This is a genomic window from Paenarthrobacter sp. NPDC057355, assembly GCF_042667405.1.
Taxonomy (GTDB): Bacteria; Actinomycetota; Actinomycetes; order Actinomycetales; family Micrococcaceae; genus Arthrobacter.
The window spans coordinates 804,916-824,491 of record NZ_JBHVAL010000001.1; the positions used below are offsets into that span (position 1 = coordinate 804,916).

Annotated in this window: 23 protein-coding genes, 2 tRNA genes, 1 other RNA gene and 1 pseudogene; 15 read left to right on the top strand and 12 right to left on the bottom strand. The window is 61.9% G+C overall.

Annotated features, from left to right (window positions below):
• Nucleotides 1-8: 8 nt before the first annotated feature.
• On the top strand, nucleotides 9-491 hold the full coding sequence (locus ACFUOZ_RS03695; protein ID WP_377544867.1) for an OsmC family protein: 483 nt from the start codon (nucleotides 9-11) through the stop codon (nucleotides 489-491).
• On the opposite strand, the gene ACFUOZ_RS03700 is transcribed toward ACFUOZ_RS03695, so the two are convergent.
• Nucleotides 488-1,486 (bottom strand): NAD-dependent epimerase/dehydratase family protein, encoded by a 999-nt coding sequence (locus ACFUOZ_RS03700; protein WP_377544869.1) that lies wholly within the window; start codon nucleotides 1,484-1,486, stop codon nucleotides 488-490. The two genes, ACFUOZ_RS03695 and ACFUOZ_RS03700, sit on opposite strands and share 4 nt — an antisense overlap.
• Nucleotides 1,487-1,573: 87 nt before the next feature.
• On the opposite strand from ACFUOZ_RS03700, the gene ACFUOZ_RS03705 reads away from it, so the two are divergent.
• Both ACFUOZ_RS03705 and ACFUOZ_RS03710 read left to right on the top strand, forming a co-directional pair.
• Nucleotides 1,574-2,272, top strand: a complete 699-nt coding sequence (locus ACFUOZ_RS03705) for a mechanosensitive ion channel family protein (RefSeq protein ID WP_377544871.1) — start codon at nucleotides 1,574-1,576, stop codon at nucleotides 2,270-2,272.
• Nucleotides 2,265-2,747: a globin gene (locus tag ACFUOZ_RS03710; RefSeq protein ID WP_377544873.1), complete on the top strand. Its 483-nt coding sequence runs from the start codon at nucleotides 2,265-2,267 to the stop codon at nucleotides 2,745-2,747. Before ACFUOZ_RS03705 ends, ACFUOZ_RS03710 begins: the two co-directional genes overlap by 8 nt.
• On the opposite strand, the gene ACFUOZ_RS03715 is transcribed toward ACFUOZ_RS03710, so the two are convergent.
• Nucleotides 2,744-3,421: a hypothetical protein gene (locus tag ACFUOZ_RS03715; RefSeq protein ID WP_377544875.1), complete on the bottom strand. Its 678-nt coding sequence runs from the start codon at nucleotides 3,419-3,421 to the stop codon at nucleotides 2,744-2,746. The two genes, ACFUOZ_RS03710 and ACFUOZ_RS03715, sit on opposite strands and share 4 nt — an antisense overlap.
• A 63-nt stretch (nucleotides 3,422-3,484) precedes the next feature.
• On the opposite strand from ACFUOZ_RS03715, the gene ACFUOZ_RS03720 reads away from it, so the two are divergent.
• Nucleotides 3,485-4,390 (top strand): acyl-CoA thioesterase II, encoded by a 906-nt coding sequence (locus ACFUOZ_RS03720; RefSeq protein ID WP_262275210.1) that lies wholly within the window; start codon nucleotides 3,485-3,487, stop codon nucleotides 4,388-4,390.
• Nucleotides 4,391-4,449: 59 nt separating this feature from the next.
• Here the strand turns inward: ACFUOZ_RS03720 and ettA are convergent, their stop codons facing one another.
• The gene (gene ettA / locus ACFUOZ_RS03725; RefSeq protein ID WP_262275211.1) at nucleotides 4,450-6,132 is read right to left on the bottom strand and encodes an energy-dependent translational throttle protein EttA; all 1,683 of its coding nucleotides are present in this window, start codon (nucleotides 6,130-6,132) and stop codon (nucleotides 4,450-4,452) included.
• A 56-nt stretch (nucleotides 6,133-6,188) separates the two neighbouring features.
• The gene (locus ACFUOZ_RS03730; protein WP_377544877.1) at nucleotides 6,189-6,479 is read right to left on the bottom strand and encodes a DUF6993 domain-containing protein; all 291 of its coding nucleotides are present in this window, start codon (nucleotides 6,477-6,479) and stop codon (nucleotides 6,189-6,191) included.
• A 19-nt stretch (nucleotides 6,480-6,498) separates the two neighbouring features.
• Between ACFUOZ_RS03730 and ACFUOZ_RS03735 the strand changes: the two genes are divergently transcribed.
• From ACFUOZ_RS03735 to ACFUOZ_RS03745, 3 genes and pseudogenes are all read left to right on the top strand, one after another.
• The gene (locus tag ACFUOZ_RS03735; protein ID WP_377544879.1) at nucleotides 6,499-6,753 is read left to right on the top strand and encodes a hypothetical protein; all 255 of its coding nucleotides are present in this window, start codon (nucleotides 6,499-6,501) and stop codon (nucleotides 6,751-6,753) included.
• Nucleotides 6,754-6,900: 147 nt separating this feature from the next.
• Nucleotides 6,901-6,948 (top strand): annotated as a pseudogene (locus ACFUOZ_RS03740) (hypothetical protein); the annotation flags it as partial.
• 7 nt (nucleotides 6,949-6,955) lie between these two features.
• A complete protein-coding gene (locus tag ACFUOZ_RS03745) occupies nucleotides 6,956-7,315 on the top strand; it encodes an SRPBCC domain-containing protein (protein WP_377544881.1) in 360 nt (119 codons plus the stop codon).
• A gap of 4 nt (nucleotides 7,316-7,319) precedes the next feature.
• Here ACFUOZ_RS03745 and ACFUOZ_RS03750 read toward each other — a convergent pair.
• Nucleotides 7,320-7,392: transfer RNA gene (locus ACFUOZ_RS03750), tRNA-Arg, on the bottom strand.
• A 229-nt stretch (nucleotides 7,393-7,621) separates the two neighbouring features.
• Between ACFUOZ_RS03750 and ACFUOZ_RS03755 the strand changes: the two genes are divergently transcribed.
• Both ACFUOZ_RS03755 and ACFUOZ_RS03760 read left to right on the top strand, forming a co-directional pair.
• The gene (locus tag ACFUOZ_RS03755; RefSeq protein WP_377544883.1) at nucleotides 7,622-8,182 is read left to right on the top strand and encodes a single-stranded DNA-binding protein; all 561 of its coding nucleotides are present in this window, start codon (nucleotides 7,622-7,624) and stop codon (nucleotides 8,180-8,182) included.
• A 41-nt stretch (nucleotides 8,183-8,223) separates the two neighbouring features.
• Entirely contained in the window at nucleotides 8,224-8,907 is a 684-nt protein-coding gene (locus ACFUOZ_RS03760) for a DNA alkylation repair protein (protein ID WP_377544885.1), read from the top strand.
• Nucleotides 8,908-8,931: 24 nt separating this feature from the next.
• On the opposite strand, the gene mptB is transcribed toward ACFUOZ_RS03760, so the two are convergent.
• Nucleotides 8,932-10,488, bottom strand: coding sequence for a polyprenol phosphomannose-dependent alpha 1,6 mannosyltransferase MptB (gene mptB / locus ACFUOZ_RS03765; RefSeq protein ID WP_377544887.1), 1,557 nt, complete (start codon nucleotides 10,486-10,488; stop codon nucleotides 8,932-8,934).
• Between the two features lie 147 nt (nucleotides 10,489-10,635).
• Here mptB and orn point away from each other — a divergent pair, with 147 nt between their 5' ends.
• From orn to ACFUOZ_RS03785, 4 genes are all read left to right on the top strand, one after another.
• Entirely contained in the window at nucleotides 10,636-11,271 is a 636-nt protein-coding gene (gene orn, locus ACFUOZ_RS03770; protein WP_377544889.1) for an oligoribonuclease, read from the top strand.
• A 132-nt stretch (nucleotides 11,272-11,403) separates the two neighbouring features.
• Nucleotides 11,404-11,479 (top strand) — tRNA-His (locus ACFUOZ_RS03775).
• 120 nt (nucleotides 11,480-11,599) lie between these two features.
• Entirely contained in the window at nucleotides 11,600-12,172 is a 573-nt protein-coding gene (def, locus tag ACFUOZ_RS03780; RefSeq protein WP_377544891.1) for a peptide deformylase, read from the top strand.
• A 3-nt stretch (nucleotides 12,173-12,175) separates the two neighbouring features.
• Nucleotides 12,176-12,988 carry an acyltransferase domain-containing protein gene (locus ACFUOZ_RS03785; protein WP_377544893.1) on the top strand — a complete coding sequence of 271 codons (813 nt, stop codon included), beginning with the start codon at nucleotides 12,176-12,178 and terminating at the stop codon, nucleotides 12,986-12,988.
• Here the strand turns inward: ACFUOZ_RS03785 and ACFUOZ_RS03790 are convergent.
• From ACFUOZ_RS03790 to rnpB, 4 genes are all read right to left on the bottom strand, one after another.
• Entirely contained in the window at nucleotides 12,973-13,773 is an 801-nt protein-coding gene (locus ACFUOZ_RS03790) for an HNH endonuclease family protein (RefSeq protein ID WP_377544895.1), read from the bottom strand. The two genes, ACFUOZ_RS03785 and ACFUOZ_RS03790, sit on opposite strands and share 16 nt — an antisense overlap.
• Nucleotides 13,774-13,895: 122 nt before the next feature.
• Nucleotides 13,896-14,105, bottom strand: a complete 210-nt coding sequence (locus tag ACFUOZ_RS03795; protein ID WP_377544897.1) for a hypothetical protein — start codon at nucleotides 14,103-14,105, stop codon at nucleotides 13,896-13,898.
• A 74-nt stretch (nucleotides 14,106-14,179) separates the two neighbouring features.
• Nucleotides 14,180-15,667, bottom strand: coding sequence for a glyceraldehyde-3-phosphate dehydrogenase (locus ACFUOZ_RS03800; protein WP_377544899.1), 1,488 nt, complete (start codon nucleotides 15,665-15,667; stop codon nucleotides 14,180-14,182).
• A gap of 264 nt (nucleotides 15,668-15,931) precedes the next feature.
• Nucleotides 15,932-16,320, bottom strand: an RNA gene (gene rnpB, locus ACFUOZ_RS03805) — RNase P RNA component class A.
• Between the two features lie 57 nt (nucleotides 16,321-16,377).
• Between rnpB and ACFUOZ_RS03810 the strand changes: the two genes are divergently transcribed.
• Complete coding sequence (locus ACFUOZ_RS03810; RefSeq protein WP_377544901.1) at nucleotides 16,378-17,142, top strand: YaaA family protein; 765 nt, start codon at nucleotides 16,378-16,380, stop codon at nucleotides 17,140-17,142.
• Nucleotides 17,143-17,166: 24 nt separating this feature from the next.
• Here the strand turns inward: ACFUOZ_RS03810 and ACFUOZ_RS03815 are convergent, their stop codons facing one another.
• Both ACFUOZ_RS03815 and ACFUOZ_RS03820 read right to left on the bottom strand, forming a co-directional pair.
• The gene (locus ACFUOZ_RS03815) at nucleotides 17,167-17,904 is read right to left on the bottom strand and encodes a zinc ribbon domain-containing protein (protein ID WP_377544903.1); all 738 of its coding nucleotides are present in this window, start codon (nucleotides 17,902-17,904) and stop codon (nucleotides 17,167-17,169) included.
• Between the two features lie 58 nt (nucleotides 17,905-17,962).
• A complete protein-coding gene (locus ACFUOZ_RS03820) occupies nucleotides 17,963-18,889 on the bottom strand; it encodes a Nif3-like dinuclear metal center hexameric protein (protein ID WP_377544905.1) in 927 nt (308 codons plus the stop codon).
• A gap of 123 nt (nucleotides 18,890-19,012) precedes the next feature.
• On the opposite strand from ACFUOZ_RS03820, the gene msrA reads away from it, so the two are divergent.
• A complete protein-coding gene (gene msrA, locus ACFUOZ_RS03825) occupies nucleotides 19,013-19,537 on the top strand; it encodes a peptide-methionine (S)-S-oxide reductase MsrA (RefSeq protein WP_018777861.1) in 525 nt (174 codons plus the stop codon).
• The last annotated feature ends 39 nt before the right edge of the window (nucleotides 19,538-19,576 follow it).

Sequence of the window (19,576 nt, forward strand, 5' to 3'; positions counted from 1 at the left end):
CTGTCCGCATGGGGCTCAATGAACACCACTACGCGCTCACCGTCCGCTGGACCGGAAACCTCGGGGTGGGAACCGCCAGTTACCGGGGATACTCACGCGATCACGACATTGAGATCAGTGGGCTGCCTACGCTGAAGGGATCATCCGATCCCACCTTCCATGGGGACAAGACACGTTACAACCCTGAGCAGCTGCTGCTTGCAGCGCTCTCGCAGTGCCACATGCTCTCTTTCCTGCATATTGCGGTCAAGCATGGCGTGGTGGTCACAAGCTATGAGGATCACGCCGAGGGATTGATGAAACTCAATCGCGACGGCAGCGGACAATTCGAAAGCGTCACCCTCAAGCCAAACGTCACCATCGCCGATCCCTCACACACGTCGTTGATGCCGCAGCTGCACCATGAAGCAAACCATGTCTGCTTCATCGCCAGGAGCGTCAACTTCCCGGTCCACCACGAACCAATAACGACGGCGGCGTCGCCCGCCTAGCGCTGCTGCTCCAGCCACAGCGCGACAAGCTTTTGTTCGGTTTCCCGGCTGAGCCCCGCTTTGCGTGGCCGGTCCAACCCCCGTGTTCTTTCATCCTCAAGTGTGGCTGCCAGGGTTTCCTGCCATGGCCGCAACACCATCCCGCGCTGCCGTGCGGCCCCATTCGAGCGGGCTTGGAAGCCGTCATGGTCCGGAGGAAGCCACAGGGGCAGTGAATCGGGCCCGGCCCAGTAGTCCACGCCGTGTTCCACGAGCCAGTCTTCGGAGGGACGGACGACGTGGTGCCCCGTAGTCCCGGCAATGCGTTGCGATTCGGCGATGTAGTCGTCAAAGCCCACCACGTCACCCAAGGCGTTGTACGTGCCCGTTAGCCCTCCTGCTGCGGATCGCAGAATCCACGCAGCAAGATCCCGGACGTCGATGATCTGGGTGGCAGCGGCGGTAATGTCCGGCACCAGCACGGTTTCACTGTTTGCAGCGAAGCGGGCCGGCCAGTAGCCATATCTGTCAGTCCCGTCCCCTGGGCCACTGACAAGCCCTGCCCGGATAATGTGCGCCTTCTCCCCCACCAAGCCCAGCGTCGTGTGCTCGATCGCTGATTTTGACTCTCCATAGGTTTCCGGGCTGTCCGGCTGCCCCTCGGGCAATGGCTCCAACACTGCAGCGTTTTCATCCGCACCAGGTACTGAGTGGTCCGCGTACACCGAACAACTGGATACGAACGTCCAGTGCTCCGTGACAGGTCCAAGCACCTCCAACGCATCTCTGGCCTGGACCGGATCCCTGGACACGTCCACCACCGCGTCCCAGCCGTCTGCAAGCTCCGCGTAGGCTGCTGCACCCAAGGCGCGGTCGCCCCTGACCCAGGTGGCGCCGTCGGGCGGGTTCGCCGAAGAACCCCGTGCGAAACAGGTGACATCATGACCGGCGGCTACGGCCTGCCGGGCTGTTTCTGCTGACAGGAAGGCGGTACCGCCGAGGACCAGGATGCGCATACCGCCACGCTACGGCGCTAGGGTTAAACGTGGACAGAGTGTTCCGCGCCCGGCGAACACGGGCCGACCACAAGGAGTTTTGCCACTTTGACCTTCATCTCCCCTGCGGAAGCCATCAACATCGAACCTGAAAAGATCGACCTCGTGTCAATCCTCATCACCGTAGGCATCGGCCTGTTGGTGTGGGTGGTGGCGCGATTCATCATCCTGCGCATCACCCGGCGTGTCTCCGCCGGCAGCTCCTTCTTCAAGAAGGCGCATTTCAAATGGGTTCAGCCTGCCATCCGTGCACTGGACCACGAACGCCGTTCCCAGCGCGCCGAAACCATCGGCTCGCTGCTCACAAGCCTGGTGAGCGTCGTCGTGGTGGTGATCGTCATTATCTACGTCCTCAAGTTCATGAACGTCGACGTCGCTCCGCTGCTGACCAGCGTGGGAATCCTCGGTGTCGCCATTGGTTTCGGCGCCCAGCAGCTCATCCGGGACTTCCTAGCAGGGATCTTCATCACCATTGAGGACCAGTACGGGATCGGCGACGTGATCGTCACCAGTGAAGTGATTGGTACCGTTGAATCGGTGGGCCTGCGCATTACCCGCGTCCGGGCCGAAGACGGGGCCATCTGGTACCTGCGTAACGGTGAAATCCTGAGGGTTGGAAACCGTTCCCAAGGAGACTATGTGCCGCTGGAGTCACCCGATGACAGCAACCAACCCGGCGCAACAGCTGCGCCGGTCACAGCTGGCGCGCCGCGCGTCGCCAAAGCCGAGGAGAAGTCCAATGAGTAACACTGCAGGCGGAGAACCGCAGTCACCGCAAGCGGGTCCTCGACGCCAGCTGATGCAAAACGATCCCTTCAGCCAGCCTGCCTATACGGACAGTTTCTACGCCGCCGTCGGCGGACATGAAACCTTCGTCAAGCTCATCGATGTCTTTTACGACGGCGTGGCCACTGACCCGCTGCTGCGCCCCATGTATCCCGAAGAGGACCTCGGCCCGGCAAAGCGCCGTTTCCTGATGTTCCTTGAGCAATACTGGGGTGGACCTACCACCTATGGAGAAGAACGTGGCCACCCGCGCCTGCGCATGCGCCACATGCCTTTCCAGGTGACACCGGAGGCCAAGGACCGGTGGTTGTTCCACATGCGTACGGCCGTGGATTCGCTGGATCTTTCGCCCCTTCACGAGGGAACGCTGTGGGATTACATGGAACGGGCGGCGCTGACCATGGTCAACAGCCCCTCCCAGGGTCCGCGCAACTAGACCGATAGACCGAGGCCGAGCCCCGCGCCCGTGCGCACCAGCACGTGGCCGCGGGGTCCGCTCAGCCGGAACCAGCGTCCGTTCCGGAAGACGTGTTGGGTGTCATCCCCAAGGAACCCCAGGGCAAAAGCCGCAAACGCGGCCCCGGCCGGCAGCACGTCTTCGCCAGGAAGCGCCCGGCCCCAAACGGCAGCCCTTGCCGTATTGACCACTGCGGCTCCCGCCGAGGTGGGAATAACGCCGGCCACCTCCGCAATGCCGGCTTCGGCTGCTGCCTTGAGGTCGGCGTCGGAAATTGTCCCTTGGGCTTCCCAGCCGCTTCGCGGTGCGCTGACGCCGGCCCACGACTCGGAAACGGTCGACGGCGGCACCGGCAGTTCGACGTCACCGGCACCTGAGCGTGCCAAGCGGTCCGTAATCGAGGCAAGCGATACCGTGACGTCCGCATGTGCCGGCTCCGCGAGGGCCATGGTGCGAAGGCCAAGAATCGTGGGAGTCGACTCCCCCAGGATCCGCGGCCTCAGGACGCAGACGTAAGCAGCCAGGACGGTGCCTGCGGCCTGGAGGCGGATGGCGCCGTCGTCGATGCTCTTTGCCCGGGTGACGAAGGTCCGCAAGTCAGCGAGGTCCCGGGGATCGGCGAAGCGGAAGGACTGGGTCAAGACGTCTGTCACATCATCGACTCTACCGGCATGTCCGCGGTTGAGAGGGGTCGGGGCGGCGTCTAAAGTCGAACCATGACTGAGACGAACGCTGGCCTCCAGGTGGATGCACCCGCAGAAGACCCCATGGAAGTGCTGATTGGCCTGCTGGACCTTGGTGACTTTGACGGAGCCCGGACCAATGAGGACATTTTCCTTGGTCCCTCCCAGAAGCAGCCGCGGCATCGTGTTTTTGGTGGGCAGGTCCTTGCCCAGTCAATGATGGCGGGCATGCGCACTGTTGAGCCGGACAGGGTGGCACACTCCATGCATGGGTACTTCCTGCGTCCGGGCGACGCGAACAAGCCCATCACCTTCGGCGTTGAACGGCTGCGTGATGGCCGTTCATTTTCCGCCCGCCGCGTGCACGCCTACCAGGACGGCGTCCCCATCCTTTCGATGATTGCCTCGTTCCAGGTCGAAGACGGTGGCCTGGATCATCAGGCAACCATGCCCGAAGGCATCCCTGATCCCGAAACGCTGCCCAGCACGGCCGAACTCCTGTCCCACTTCGACCATCCGTTGGCACGGCACATGTCCTCCGAGCGGCCCTTCGATGTCCGCCACATCGACCCCGCGCTCTATGTTTCCCCGCCGAGCGACCATGTGGCCACCAATGCGGTGTGGATGAAAACCATGGGCCCGCTCCCCGATGATCCCCAACTGCACATCGCCGCCCTGGCCTACGCCAGCGACTACACGCTGCTTGAACCCATCCTCCGCAAGCACGGCCTGTCCTGGATGACGCCGGGCATGAGCGTTGCCAGCCTCGACCACGCCATGTGGTGGCACCGGCCCGTGAAGGTGGACGAGTGGATGCTGTACGTCCAGGAGTCCCCCAGCGCCCAGGGAGCCCGCGGATTGGCCACGGGCAGGATCTTCAACCGCGACGGCGTGCATGTCGCCACGGTGGCCCAGGAAGGCATGGTCAGGATTCCGTAGCCTGGCGAGACAAAAAGAAGAGGCCGGCCCCAGCAGGGACCGGCCTCTTCTTTCGTGTACTAGTCGCGGGTGAGGCGACGGTGCGTCACGCGGTGCGGCTTTGCGGCATCGGGGCCCAAGCGCTCCACCTTGTTTTCCTCGTACGAATCGAAGTTGCCCTCGAACCAGTACCACCTGGACGGGTTCTCGTCGTCACCTTCGTAGGCGAGGATGTGCGTTGCAACCCTGTCCAGGAACCAGCGGTCGTGCGAAACCACCACGGCGCAGCCCGGGAATTCGAGAAGCGCGTTCTCGAGGCTGCTCAGGGTTTCGACGTCGAGGTCGTTGGTGGGTTCGTCGAGGAGCAGGAGGTTGCCACCCTGCTTGAGCGTCAGTGCCAAGTTGAGGCGGTTCCGCTCACCACCGGAGAGGACTCCGGCCTTCTTCTGCTGGTCCGGGCCCTTGAACCCGAAGGCTGAGACGTAGGCACGTGAAGGCATTTCGACCTGGCCGACCTGGATGAAGTCATTGCCTTCGGAAACAACTTCCCAGAGGGTCTTGTTGGGGTCGATGCCGCCACGCGACTGGTCGACGTAGGAGATCTTGACCGACTCGCCGATCTTGAGGTCGCCGCCGTCGAGCGGTTCCATCCCCACGATCGTCTTGAACAGCGTGGACTTACCCACACCGTTGGGGCCAATCACGCCAACAATGCCGTTGCGGGGAAGGGAGAAGGAGAGGTCTTCGATCAGAACGCGGTCATCGAAGCCCTTCTTCAGGTCCTTGGCTTCGATCACCAAGGATCCCAGGCGCGGTCCCGGCGGAATCTGGATCTCTTCGAAGTCCAGCTTGCGGGTGCGCTCGGCCTCCGCAGCCATTTCCTCGTAGCGGGCCAAACGCGCCTTGGACTTGGTCTGGCGGCCCTTGGCGTTGGAGCGTACCCATTCAAGTTCCTCGCTCAGGCGCTTGGACAGCTTGGCGTCCTTCTTGCCCTGGACCTCCAGGCGTGCCTTCTTCTTCTCCAGGTAGGTGGAGTAGTTGCCCTCGTACGGGTAAAGGTGGCCACGGTCCACTTCTGCGATCCACTCAGCCACGTGGTCGAGGAAGTAACGGTCGTGGGTGACGGCGAGGACAGCACCGGGGTACTGCGAGAGGTGCTGCTCAAGCCACAGAACGCTCTCGGCGTCCAAGTGGTTGGTGGGTTCGTCAAGGAGCAGGAGGTCAGGCTTCTGCAGCAGGAGCTTGCACAGGGCCACGCGGCGACGTTCACCACCGGAGAGGACGGTGACGTCGGCATCTGCAGGCGGGCAACGCAACGCGTCCATGGCCTGCTCAAGCTGGGAATCGATGTCCCAGGCGTCAGCGGCGTCGATGGCTTCCTGGAGCTTGCCCATTTCATCGAGCAATGTGTCGTAGTCCGCGTCCGGGTTGGCCATCTCTTCCGAGATTTCGTTGAAGCGCTGGATCTTGCCGTAGATCTCGCCAACGCCTTCCTGGACGTTGCCCAGAACGGTCTTTTCCTCGTTCAGCGGCGGTTCCTGCAGGAGGATGCCCACGGTGTAACCGGGGCTCAGGCGGGCCTCGCCGTTGGAAGGGGTGTCCAAGCCGGCCATGATCTTGAGGATGGTGGACTTGCCAGCACCGTTCGGGCCGACGACGCCAATCTTCGCGCCGGGGTAGAACGACATGCTGACGTCGTCCAGAATAAGTTTGTCGCCAACGGCCTTGCGAGCCTTGGTCATCGTGTAAATGAATTCCGCCATGCCTTTAAATCTAATGGGTAGGCGTTCATAACTCACATTCGCACAGCGCAGGTGAACTACCGGGCGTCCCCTACGAAGCACTTCCCTGTCGCCAGAACGGGCAGCACGGTCACCACGACGCCTCCGTCACGTATCTGGCCCATGACGCAGGACTTGCCGGACAACGCGGCCGCCTCCATGGCGTCGACATCAAGCCCGGTTGGCGTCCGGCTGACCGATACCTCGAGGTTCCCCTCAGGGATGCCTGCCGAGACCAGGGCAGCCCTCAGCGCTTCCCTGTCCGGCTTGGGATTACCCGCCACCAGGTTCTTCAGTGTGGACTCGACGGTCTTAGTAGTTGCCAGCACGGCAGCATCCGGGGTTTCCGTGGCTCGGGCACTGGCGGAGGGATCGGATGCGGTACCTGCCGACGGATTCGCGCTGCTGACGCTTGGGCCGGGCGTGCCCGCGGGCTGCGTCGACGAGCCGGCGGGCGTGGGAGTGGCAGGCGCGGCAGTGCATGCTGTCATCATCAGAATCGCCGAGGCCAGCATCAGCGCCCCGCCTGCAAGCCGGATGCTGGTGGTGGAAGCCTGTGCAGCCCGGCCAGGTTTTGGTGTGGTTCCCCTGCTTATCACCTAGCCATTGTGCCATTCACAGAGGGCATGGACCGGCGTAGCGTGTGCTGAAAGGTCCTGAAGAGCCTGAACAAGGGATGGAGCGGACGCTGTGGGTGGAGAAGTCAAAGACGCCGTTGCGTCAACCACAATCGGTGCACAGCAGGAAAAAGTGTGGGAAGCCCTGACGGATCCTGACCTCATCAAGCAGTACTTTTTGGGGACCCATGTCACCACCACTTGGAAAGTGGGCGACCCGATTACCTACTCCGGGCGAGTACCACGGCACCGTGTACGAGGACACAGGGACCGTCCTCGTTTTCGATCCGCCCGTGAGGTTGCAGACCACTCACTTCAGTCCGTCCTCGGGACTTCCGGACATCCCCGAGAACCACCACACAGTGGAGTACTTCTTGGACCCGACTCCGGCCGGCACCACAGTGACCATCACTCAGGGCAACAATTCAAGCGACGACGAAGTTGCTTCCTCCACTGCCACGTGGCAATTGGTATTGGGCAACCTGAAGGAATTTCTGGAGTCCGCCCCAGGAAAAAACACCCTCCTTGGAGGTAACCAAGGAGGGTGATGTGTGCCCCAGGAGGGAATCGAACCCCCGACCGGCGGATTAGAAGGCCGCTGCTCTATCCCCTGAGCTACTGGGGCGCACTGACTCGAGGACCACATGGGCCGCCCGCGCCACAAAGAGTTTACATGCGATCCCTTGGTCGCTCCGCATCTCCACGCATCTCCAGGCTGACCGCGTCCAGTCCTCAACACATAGCTTTTTGCCGAAGTTATGCACATAGCGAGGAAGGGCACTGCTGTCCGGAGCGATGCTCCACGAAGCTGAAGGAGCCGGACAGGCACTTCCCTACATCGCGAAGGACCACCAATGAACGACATGATCACCGTCAGGGGCTTCGTGGCCTCGGACGTGAAGACTTCCACCACAACCCGCGGCACAGCAACGGCGTCGTTCCGCCTCGGAACAACCGAGCGGCGCTTCGACCGCGCGAGCAACACGTGGGTGGATGGCAACACCAACTGGTACACCGTGCAGTCATTCCGATACCTGGCCGGGCATGTGGGCTGCAGCGTTAAAAAGGGGCAACGGGTCCTGGTCCTGGGAAAGCTGCGCCTGAGGCAGTGGGAGCATGAGGGCCGCATCTACCACGTCGCGGAAATTGATGCCGAGTCGGTTGGCCATGACCTCATGTGGGGCTCCGCCAACTTCACCCGTATGAACGGTACAGCGGCACCCCTTGAGTCAACTCCCGTGGCTGAGGGCTCAGCAAATCCCCCGGGCGAAAGCGACTGGAATGCCGGTGACGATGACGAGGACCAAGTGCCCCCGGAAGAGGAATCGGTCCCGGCCGGCCTGGAGGATGCAGAAGGCGGCGGGGACCTCCTGGTCAACACAACCACGGGTGAGTTGGTGGGTGCCGCGGCTTGAGAAGCGGGCTGCTGCCGGGGAACGCACCCTAGAGTTGGTGCATGTCCACCGCAGCCCTCGTTGAGTCCATCCGTTCAAAGCTGCTTGCCGGGGGCGACGCCGAGCGCGCACGTGGCTCCCAGGCTTACATGAAATCCGAGATGCCTTCCCTTGGCGTCAGGGTTCCCGAGGTGCGAAGGATCGTCAGGTCGGCGGCCATGGAATTCCCCCCGACGTCACCGGAAGAGTTGCGAACGGCCATCCTGACGCTCTGGCGGGAAGCCGGGGCACGGGAAGAACGCTACGCAGCCATTGATCTCACCGGCCTGCGAATGGTCAAGGAGGATCTGGGCATGCTGCCGATCTATGAGGAAGTCATTCGGACAGGTGCTTGGTGGGACCTTGTAGACGGTGTATCGCATCGGATCTGCGCACTTCTGTTGGCCCACCGGGACATCATGACCCCGCTGCTGCTTCGGTGGGCCAACGACGCGGACATGTGGATCCGCAGGGCGGCCATCACGGCGCAGCTCGGAGCGAAATCCACAACGGACACCGTGCTGCTGGCTCAAGTAATCTCGGCAAATCTGGCGGACAAAGAGTTCTTCATCCGGAAGGCCATTGGCTGGTCATTGCGTGAGTACAGCAAGACGGATCCGGAGTGGGTCCGCCGCTTCGTCGAAGAAAACCGGGCAGCGTTGAGCCCGTTATCCAAGCGGGAAGCGACCCGGCTGCTGCTCACCTGACCTGCCGCCCACATGACCTGCTGTTCAAATGACGGGACGGTGTCCTGGCTCATCACGCTTGCGGAACAAGCTCTTGGTCTTCGGGTCCACAAAGATCAGGTAGACGGCGAAGAGGAGCGCGATGATCGCGGCTGCGTTCCTGGCCAAGGTCAGTGCCAGGCCCAGGTCTTCACTTTGCAGGTACGGGAAGACGTCCAACTGGTCGGAGATTGCGTACACCATGAAGAATGACACGATGAAGTAGACCGCCTTGACCTGCCAGTCGTTGCGGATGCCAGTAACTGCGAAGAGCGGAATCAACCACACCACGTACCAGGACTGGATCATCGGGGCGAGAATGACGATCGCAGCAAAGGCCAACGTCAATCGACGCATCAGGCGGTCGTAGTCACCGCGGAAGATCTGCCAGGCAACGGCGCCGACCATGAGGACCTTCCCTGCGTCGTAAACCCACTTGGCCATGCCCCAGCCGTCCAGGCCAAAGACATTCACTATGGATGCGACCACCAGGCCAATAAGGCCTACGGGCGCGTACCAGATCCAGATGCTGCCAGGAGCTGACAGGCCGTTGATCCAGCCAAACCCAAAGCCGTTCACCGCGCTCAGGGCGTACAGCAGCCCGAAGCTGATGGCCGCAGTCAGGAACCAGTACAGGAATTTTCGTGGCCAGGATGCCCCTTTGCCAGCCCACAGGAGTCCGATAAAGGGCAGGAACACGATGGTGATCGGCTTGACGGAGATCGACAGAGTGACCAGCACGATGCCCAGGATGACTCGGCGGGTCGCGCAATAGTAGAGGCCCGCCAGTGCGAGGCCGATCATGAGGGCATCGTTGTGGACGCTGGCGATGAAGTTGGTCAGGAAGAGCGGATTGGCTGCAGTGAGCCACAGGGCCCGGTGCGGATTGACTCCGTGAAGTTCCGCCAGCTTGGGCACGTAGACAATGCAGAGAACGATCCCCACCAAAGCAACCAACCGGAACAGCATGATGCTGGCTTCGGGTTGGACATTCGTTACCCAGACAACAAACTGCTCGATCCACAGGAACAACTGCCCGTAAGGGACCGGAGCTTCGGTCCACATCTTGTCGGCACCCAGCTGGAAGTAATTCGGCAGGGCAGAGATGCCGTTCTTGTACGGATTCATGCCCTCGACCATCAGGCGGCCCTGACCGATGTAGGCGTAAACGTCCCTGCTGAACAAGGGAACGGTGAACATCATGGGCAGGCCCCAGGCCACCACTGCCTGCAGCGTTGCTTTTCTGGCTTCCAGACCCCAGACCCGGACACGTTGGCCTAGACGCAGCCAAGCCCTGACCAACAGCATCCCGCCGATGGCCAAAAGAACGATGGACAGCGCGACACCAGCGCCCTCGGTCCGCATCCAGATAAAGAGCGGCAACCGCCGGAGTTCTGAGACCGGCGCCAGCCAACCGACACCCAGGGAACCGAACACCATAAACAGCGAACCAATGAAACCGGCGATCAGCGGCGAACGAGCGTTATCCACCTCGCTGGTTGCAGCATCCGCCGTCGGCGCTGCTGTCCCTGCCTTCTGGGCGGCGGGTACGGGCACCGTCATGTAGTCGTCATCCAATCGTTCGCCCGGTAATTTCGGGACAAAAGTTCTGCGTCTTCGGGGCTTCAGCAGCAGGAAGAAACGACACTGCCGCGCTCAAAAATCGTACCATCGGAGCACTTGGAACAGCCGGAAGGATAGGCTAGGCGCGTGCCTATTACTAATGAACGCATCGTCTGGATCGACTGCGAAATGACCGGTCTCGACCTCAAGAACGACGCCTTGATCGAAGTAGCCGCCCTGGTGACGGATTCCGAGCTCAACATCCTTGGTGACGGCGTCGACGTCGTTATCAAGCCCGATGATGCCGCGCTGGAACAAATGAACGATTTCGTTCGCGACATGCATACCCGATCCAAGCTCCTGGACGAACTCCCGTTCGGAAAGACGATGGCCGAGGCCGAAGCCCAGGTTCTGGAATACATCGAGAAATGGGTTCCGGATCCGCGCAAGGCCCCCTTGGGTGGCAACTCCGTGGGAACGGACCGCATGTTCCTGGCGCGGGACATGCCAAACATCGTTGAGCACCTGCACTACCGCGTCATTGATGTCAGCACCATCAAGGAGCTTTCACGGCGCTGGTTCCCGCGCGCCTACTTCCAGTCACCCGCAAAGCACGGTGGCCACCGCGCGTTGGGCGACATCAAGGACTCCATCGACGAGCTCCGCTACTACCGCGAGGCCGTCTTTGTCCCCGCGCCGGGCCCCGATACCGCCACGGCCCAGCGCATTTCCAAGGAGATCATGGCCAGCGCTGAAACGCTTGGATCCAGTGGGACAGTGTGATCTGCGCCATTTTTGAAGGTTTTTTCGCCAAAACCGGCAAAAGTGGTCTTAGCACCCCAAAACAGCAGGTAAGCTATTTGTCGTTGCCTTCGAGGAAAGCCGGTCAAACGGAATAACCACAGAGGGCACATGGTGGGCTTAGCTCAGTTGGCAGAGCGCCTGGTTGTGGTCCAGGAGGTCGCGGGTTCAACCCCCGTAGCTCACCCCACCGAGATTGGCTGCAGAGCCGGTTTCCACAAAGGCCGCACCGGTTATCCGGTGCGGCCTTTGCTTTTAACCCGGATCCGGAACATCCCGGACCCCAGCGATCACCAGAGGAAGAACCGACATGACCGTCCTGCCAGTCACCATTTGGGGCGAACCCGTCTTGCACCGCCGGGCAAGTGAAGTGGAAGTCTTCGACGACGAACTGCGCACCCTGATTGCGGACATGTTCGAGACCAATGACGCCGCGAACGGCGTCGGGCTTGCCGCTCCCCAGGTCGGCGTAGGCAAGCGCATCTTCGTCTACAAGTACGACAATGACGACGACGTCCCGCCGCAGGGCGTAGTGGTCAATCCGGTACTGACCCTGTCCAAAGTCTCAGGTGCCCTTCCCGATCCCGACGAAGACGTTGAAGGCTGCTTGTCCTTTCCTGGCGAGTACTACCCGTTGCAGCGCGCCGAATGGACGCGGGTCCAAGGCTTTGATGGCGATGGCAACCCCGTGGAATTCGAAGCGACGGGCTGGTTCGCCCGGATCATCCAGCACGAGTTCGATCACTTGGATGGCAAGCTCTACGTGAACCGCCTCGTGGACCGTTACTCCAAGAAGGCCATGAAGCAGGCCAAGAAGAACGGCTGGGGCGTGCCCGGCCTGACGTGGATGCCCGGCGTCGACCCAGATCCTTTCGGACACTGACCCATGGTGACTGCCACCCACACCGAGCTGTTCACGCTTCTGGGCATCAGCGCCGAGGACGCGCCGGAGTGCGCGCGTCTACTGGCCACCTCACCTGACAAGGGCGTCATTCGGGCGCTGGAGGCCCTTGAGGCGCGGCTTGGCACCTTTCCCTTGGACAGCATCAAGGAAGAGGATGCATCGGAGGCGACCTGGATCGAAGCACTCCTGCGCTTCGCACCCGTCGTCCATGACTATCACCTGGAGTTGGGCATCAGTTCTGCGGTTTCCGCGGCGTCACTGGCCGACGTGGGCTTGCAGCTGCGGATCAACCGACGGGTTCACGGCCGGTTCGGATTGGATACGTGGGGTTGGCTGACGCTGCATATGGCTGGCAACCTCTTCCGGCTAGGCAGGCTGCAGTTCCACCTCGTCCCTGCGGACAGTGCTGCATCGGGGTGGGTGTTGGGTGTGCATATCCCGGAGGACGGTGGCCTCTCCCCTGCCCTGGTGGACGAGAGCTTTGCCCAGGCCCGCGCGTTTTTCACCCATCACTTCCCGGACAAGCCGGCAACAGTGGCCACCTGCGATTCATGGATGCTGGACCCGTATCTTTCGGAACGCCTCCCCAACAGCAACATCGCGTCGTTTGCCAAGCGATTCACCGTGGATCGCTGTACGGATGCACCCACGGACGCGGTCTACTTCACCTTCCGTCAGCGGGGCTTGGAGAACCTGGACAAGCTCCCCCGGGAGACTTCCCTCCAGCGGGTGGTCCTGGAGCGGATCGACGACGGCGGCACTTGGCAACTGGGGCACGGTCACCTGCCGCTGTAGATCGTCTGCTGTCCTGGGCAGGACGAGAGCACGCCTTTCATGGCGTCCTTTTCAGCCTGGGTAACCCACAGGTGATAGGCGGTCTTTACCGAGATCTGCCGGGCGACGTAGTGGCAACGGAAGTTCTTGTTGGCGGGCAACCAGGTTGCAGCATCGCCGGCCCCCTTCTTGACGTTTGCCGGGCCATCGGCCGCGATGAGGTTCAGGGGGTCGTTGGCGAGGGTCTGCCGCTGCTGCACGGTCAGCTGCTGGGCCCCCTTCTGCCAGGCATCGGCCAGGGCAACCACATGGTCAATCTGCACCGCCGAGCTGGTGTCCTGTCCCCTTTCGAAGGACACTTGCCGCCCCGTATAGGGCTCGTTCAGCATGCCGGAAGCTACTTTGCAGGAGGAACCTTCAGTGAACCTGACAGCCGTCAGGTCGCGACGAAGGATGTCGTTCCTGGTATCGCAGCCGTTCCGGTCCGCATCCGCCCAGGCCTGCCCGAAGGCGGCCCTGTCGTAGTCAGATTTCGCCGCCCGGCCTTTGACCGGCAGGCGTTCCAAGGCATCCGCGGCTTTTCCAGGGGCGACTGCTGCTGCACCGCGGACTGGTTTCATCCATTGGGGGTTGAAGACCGGAGCCTCACTGGGTCCAGACAGCGCTGGCTGGGCTGCGTCGAACTGCCCAGCGGTGAAGAACCACGACAACCCGGCGACAATGGTCGCGGCCGCCAGTGCCAGAACCGCCCATGCTTGGCGTGACCGACGACGGGCGCGTTTGTAGGCGGACCAGGTGATGCTCAAGGGACTCCATCCATTGGGGCAGGCTGTGTCATACGAGCGTATGACAGGGCCCCGACAGTCAGAGCCGGTATCCACAGTGTGTAGGAGAAGTCACACTGTACAGAGGCCGAAGGCAGGCTCCCCTATTGCTCGCGCATCACGCGGTGAAGGTCCTCAGCAGCTACTTCCAAAAGTCCGCGCAGTTGCGCCACGCGTTCGTCGGAGACGTCTCCGGCAGCGTTGGCCGCAACTGCTTGATCCAGGAGTTTCTGGGCTTGTTTATGGTTGGCCTTGGCGACGTCCAAGGCGTGTTCCAGCGTGGTCTCATGTTCGATGGTTGATTCGTTTTCCATGAGTGCCATTTTGCTCAGATTTCCCGGCCGATTCCAGTGTCCCGGCCGGGAAACCCGCGTGAGCTGCTTCAGAATCAGGCGTCAGCAGTTTCCAGTACGGCAATCGGAGCGATGACGTCCTTGGCGGGGAACGACGGCGGGTTCACGCCGGCCATTTCCTCCATGACGCGGACAACCTGGCAGGAGTAACCGAACTCGTTGTCGTACCAGACGTACAGCACGAGGTTCTTGTCGTTGGAGATGGTCGCAAGTCCGTCAACGATGCCGGCCCGGCGGGATCCAACGAAGTCGGTGGAAACCACGTCAGGGGAATCAATGTAGTCGATCTGCTTGCGGAGATCGGAGTGCAGGGACATTTCGCGGAGGAAGTCGTTGACTTCCTCACGAGTGGTGCCGTTCTCGAGGTTGAGGTTCAGGATGGCCATGGAAACGTCCGGGGTGGGTACGCGGATGGCATTGCCTGTGAGCTTGCCCTGCAGTTCGGGAAGGGCCTTGGCGACAGCCTTTGCGGCACCTGTCTCGGTGATCACCATGTTCAGTGCGGCCGAGCGCCCACGACGGTCGCCCTTGTGGAAGTTGTCGATCAGGTTCTGGTCGTTGGTGAACGAGTGGACTGTTTCGACGTGGCCGTGAATGATCCCGAACTTGTCGTTGATCGCCTTCAGCACGGGGGTAATGGCGTTCGTTGTGCAGGATGCCGCGGTGACGATCTTGTCGGCGTCGTTGATGTCGCAGTGGTTGATGCCGTGGACAATGTTCTTGAGCTCGCCCTTGCCCGGCGCGGTCAGCAGGACACGGGCAACGCCCTTGCTCTGCAGGTGCTGGGAGAGGCCATCGGCGTCGCGCCAGCGTCCGGTGTTGTCGACAACCAGCGCATCCTTGATGCCGTACGCGGTGTAGTCCACGGTCGCGGGGTTGTCCGAGTAGATGACCTGGATCTGGACACCGTTGGCCGTGATGGTGTTGGCTTCCTCATCCACGCGGATGGTGCCTTCGAAAGAGCCGTGGACGGAGTCGCGGCGCAGCAGGCTCGCGCGCTTGACGAGATCGTTCTCAGCACCCTTGCGAACCACGATGGCGCGCAGGCGAAGACCGTGGCCGCCTCCGGCCTTTTCGATCAGGAGGCGGGCCAGCAAGCGGCCGATGCGTCCAAAACCGTAAAGAACGACGTCGGTGCTGGTGCGGTCGTCAGCGCCGCGCCTGCCCACGATCTCGGCCAATTCGGACCGCAGGTACTCATCCAGGGAGGCGCCATTGCCTTCTGCCCGGTACTTCTCCGTCAAGCGTGCAATATCGATGGCTGCGGCGCCGAGTTCCAGCTCGGAGAGGGCGTTGAGCAGGGGTGCGGTCTCTTCGAGCAGGAGCTCGTGGTTGCTCATCCGGCGTGCAAAGCGGTGGGCCTTGAGGATGTTCATGGTGGACTTGTTGATCAAGCTCCGGCCGTGGATGCTGGTGACCACGTTGTTTTCCCGGTACAACCGGCCGATCACCGGAATCATGGCCTCGGCGAGAGCCTCCCGGCCCATCCACTTATCAAGACAAGAATCTGACGTCTGGCTCACAGAACTACCTTCCTTGGGTCAACCACATACGTCCTCGTATGCAGATGGCAGCGGCCGCCCGGAGTAGTCCTGCGGCACATGCGCCAGCGGGCTTCGGTCCACCCACAGCGCCTTGAACGAGAGCAAAGAAAATCCGCCGGCTGCGAACGCAGTCCCGGCGGCAGAACATCTACGTTCAGTAACCATTCTAGGCGGGAAGGGCCGGGCATAGTCGTCCCGAACGCGTGAAATCACTCACACGCCCGTGATCCCGGCAGTCATAAATGGATGGGTTGACCGATACGCCGGGTTCTGTCATCCGTTGTCGTTGCCAACAATGGAGTAGCGGCCATCCATCTACGGACGCCGTTGCCGACGCCCTCCAGCGGCCTACCCGGACACTCGGGCGAGCAGCCCTCGAACGTGTCCTGTCTGGCCTTGCTCCGGGTGGGGTTTACCTAGCCTCCCCGGTCACCCGGGGAGCTGGTGGTCTCTTACACCACCGTTTCACCCTTACCTGCTGCAACCGGTGCAATACCGGAAACGCTGGCGGTCTGTTCTCTGTGGCACTGGCCTGCGGGTTACCCCGAGTGGGCGTTACCCACCACCCTGCTCTGCGGAGCCCGGACGTTCCTCGAGCCACTTTCGTGACGCGCGGCCGCCTGGTCAACCCATCCGTCCTACAGTCTACCGGCGTACGGGGCGGCCCAAGTCACCGGTAATATCGACTGATGCTGATTCTGCTGCCGCCTTCAGAAGGCAAGACCCCCGCCGCCAAAGGCCCCGCCATTGACTGGGAGTCGTTGAGCTTTCCGGAACTGAACCCGTACCGGGCCAAAGTCCTTGAAGCGCTGGGAACCGTGAGCGCGCACGAGGACGCACTCGCGTTGCTGGGCGTCGGCGCCTCCCTGCGGGACGACGTCGAACGTAATATCCGCCTCCACGCCGAACCGGCGGCCCCCGCGCACCAGGTGTATTCCGGCGTCCTGTACGACGCCTTGGGCTTCAAAAGCATGACGCCGGCCCAGCGGCGCAAGGCCACGGAATCCGTTCTGGTCGTCTCCGCTCTCTGGGGCGCCATCGGCTTCGGCGACCACGTGCCGGCCTACCGCCTGTCCATGGGAACTGCACTGCCCGACGTCGGACGCCTTGCCTCCTACTGGAAGCCGCAGCTTAACGCAGCCTTGGCCAAACGCTCGGAAGGCGAGCTGCTTATCGATTGCCGCTCGAGCACCTATGCCGCTGCGTGGGCTCCCCCGGCGGAGCAGACCGTGACGGTCAACGTGTTCAACGAGGCCAACGGCAAGCGCACGGTGGTGAGCCACTTCGCCAAGCACACCCGGGGTGAACTGGCCAGGCATCTGCTGACGAGGCGCGGCAAAGCACCGGCAACTCCCCAACAACTCCTGAAGGCAGCAAGCGAACACTGGACCACCGAACTCGTCGAAGGCACTGCCCGCAAGCCGCACGCGCTGAACATCATCCTGACGAGCTAGGCCCCGCAGGATCTGCGGCAGGGGTCAGTTCCACTCCGCCGACCGGACCAGGATCACGCCGGAGTCCGGGCAGAAAACGATGTCGTCTTCAGCAGCGGCCTTGACCTCGGCGAGGTCGCCGGGGCTGAGCATCATGCCCGATCCTTCGGATTTCCCGTGGAACAGCCGGGCAGCTCCGACGCCCCGCTTGGCGATGGTCTTTTCGTAGACTGCGAGCATCCCCGCGTCCAAGGCCTCTGCGAATGCTGCCCGCTGCCCGCGGACCACTGTTTCTTCAGCAACGATCTCCGCGATTGCTTCATCCAGCTCCGCACGTATGCTGCCGAAAGAGCCCTGGATGTCGTCGACAATGACCTGCTGGGCGACTTGGCGTTCGCGTAGGGTGTCCAGTCGCTCCAGAATCTCCAATTCAACATCTTCAAGGTCTGAACGTCGTTTGGTCAGCGAGGCGATATCGTTCTGCAGTGCCACCAGGTCCTTGGAAAGCCCGGTCCCGCTGTTGAGCCTGGTTTCGTCGCGCTCGATGCGCGAGGCCACCTGCTCGACGTCGGCTTCCGCCCGGCGGAGTTCGGCCTCAGCGTCGTGGACGGCTACTTTGGCAGCCCCCAGTTCACCGTTGGCCACCGCGAGGGCATCGGTCAGGTCAGTGATGCGGGGATCGTTTTCCAACACTTTCCGGCGTCCGGCCAACGATTTGAGCTTGGCATCAAGTCCCTGCAGTTCAAGCAACTTCAATTGTTCTGCCGGTGCCGCTTTTGCCACGCTTACCTCCGCTTGTCGCCGCCGGACCTGGAGATCAAGTCCGGATCTTTCCTAGACTCTAGTCGCCGCCGGGAGTCAGTATGAAGTCCCACGGGTCGCTGTTGGTACTGCTGACGCGGATTTCGACGTCGTAGCCTTGGTCCGCGAGGACGTTGCCCAACGCTTCGGCCGCCGCAGGGAGCCAGAGCCATTCGCTGGCGAAGTGCGAAACGTCAATCAGGTAGGGACGCCCGTTGGCGGCCCCTTCACGCGCTTCCGAGGCCGGGTGGTGCCGCATGTCCGCTGTGACGTAAACGTCCGCATGGTTGGCCCGGACGGCGTCGAACAGGCTGTCGCCGGCGCCGCCGCAGACTGCCACGCGGCGGACAAGGCCATCCTTGTCACCGGCTACCCGCACCCCGCCCGCGACGGCCGGGAGCATTTCGAAGACCCGTGCCGCGAAGTCACCCAGGGTTTCAAGCTCGGGAAGATCGCCCACCCTGCCAATTCCTTCTTCCGGCAGGCCGTTGGAGGCGGGCGTCAACGGCGCGACGTTCTCCAGCCCGAAGGCGTCAGCGAGGACATCAGAGACCCCACCGACGGCCGAGTCACCGTTGGTATGCACTGTGAGCAGACCGGTGCCCGCCTCAATCAAGCGGTGAACCGCCAGGCCTTTGGCCGAAGTCGCCGCCACGGAATTCACGCCTTTGAGCAGCAGGGGGTGATGTGTGATGAGAAGTTCGGCACCCCATTCAATGGCCTCGTCAATGACAGCCAATGTGGGGTCCACGGCAAAAAGGACTTTGGTCACCGGCACGGTGGGACGCCCGACCACGAGACCGACTTCATCCCAATCCTCGGCAAGCGACTCGGGCCAAAGCTCCTCTACAGCCAACAACACCTGGCCGAGGCTGGGCTCCCCGCTGGCTCCCTCTGTTTCGTCGTGTTCTGTTTCGTCGTCTTCGACGGAATCCGCATCAGAAATGCCAGTGTTTACTGCTTCCATATTCCTATTCTTCACTACCGTGCGGGATCAGGCAGTCCTTGCCGCCGGGTATCTGCCGGGTGCCGTAATTCTCCCGTAAGGTGAAGCGGGAATCATCAGGACTTCCCAACCATTGAAGAGAACATGAAAACTTTCGTACTTGGCGGCGGCTGCTTCTGGTGCCTGGACGCCGTTTACCAGAAGACCCGCGGCGTGAGCTCGGTGGTCTCCGGCTACACCGGGGGCCACGTCCGCAATCCCGACTACTACGAGGTATGCTCCGGAACCACCGGGCACGCAGAGGTAGTAGCAGTGACCTTCGATGAGACCGTGGTTCCGGAGGAAGTCATCCTGGACATGTTCTTCGCCCTCCACGATCCCACTACATTGAACCGCCAGGGCTACGACGTCGGAACCCAGTACAGGTCGTCGATGTTCTACACCACTACGGAAGAGAAAGTGCTGTTCGAGGAAGCCATCGAACGCGCCCAGGCCCTCTGGTCCGATCCGATTGTGACTGAGGTGGTCCCCCTCCCGGACTTCTATGAGGCCGAGGAAGTTCACCAGAATTACTATGCAAAGTTCCCTTACCAGGGGTATTGCCAGGTGATCATTAATCCCAAGCTGGCCAAGGCGAGGAAATATTACTCTGCATGGCTTACTGCTTAGCAAGGTTTCGATTCCGCTGGTTAGGCTGACCTCAGCATT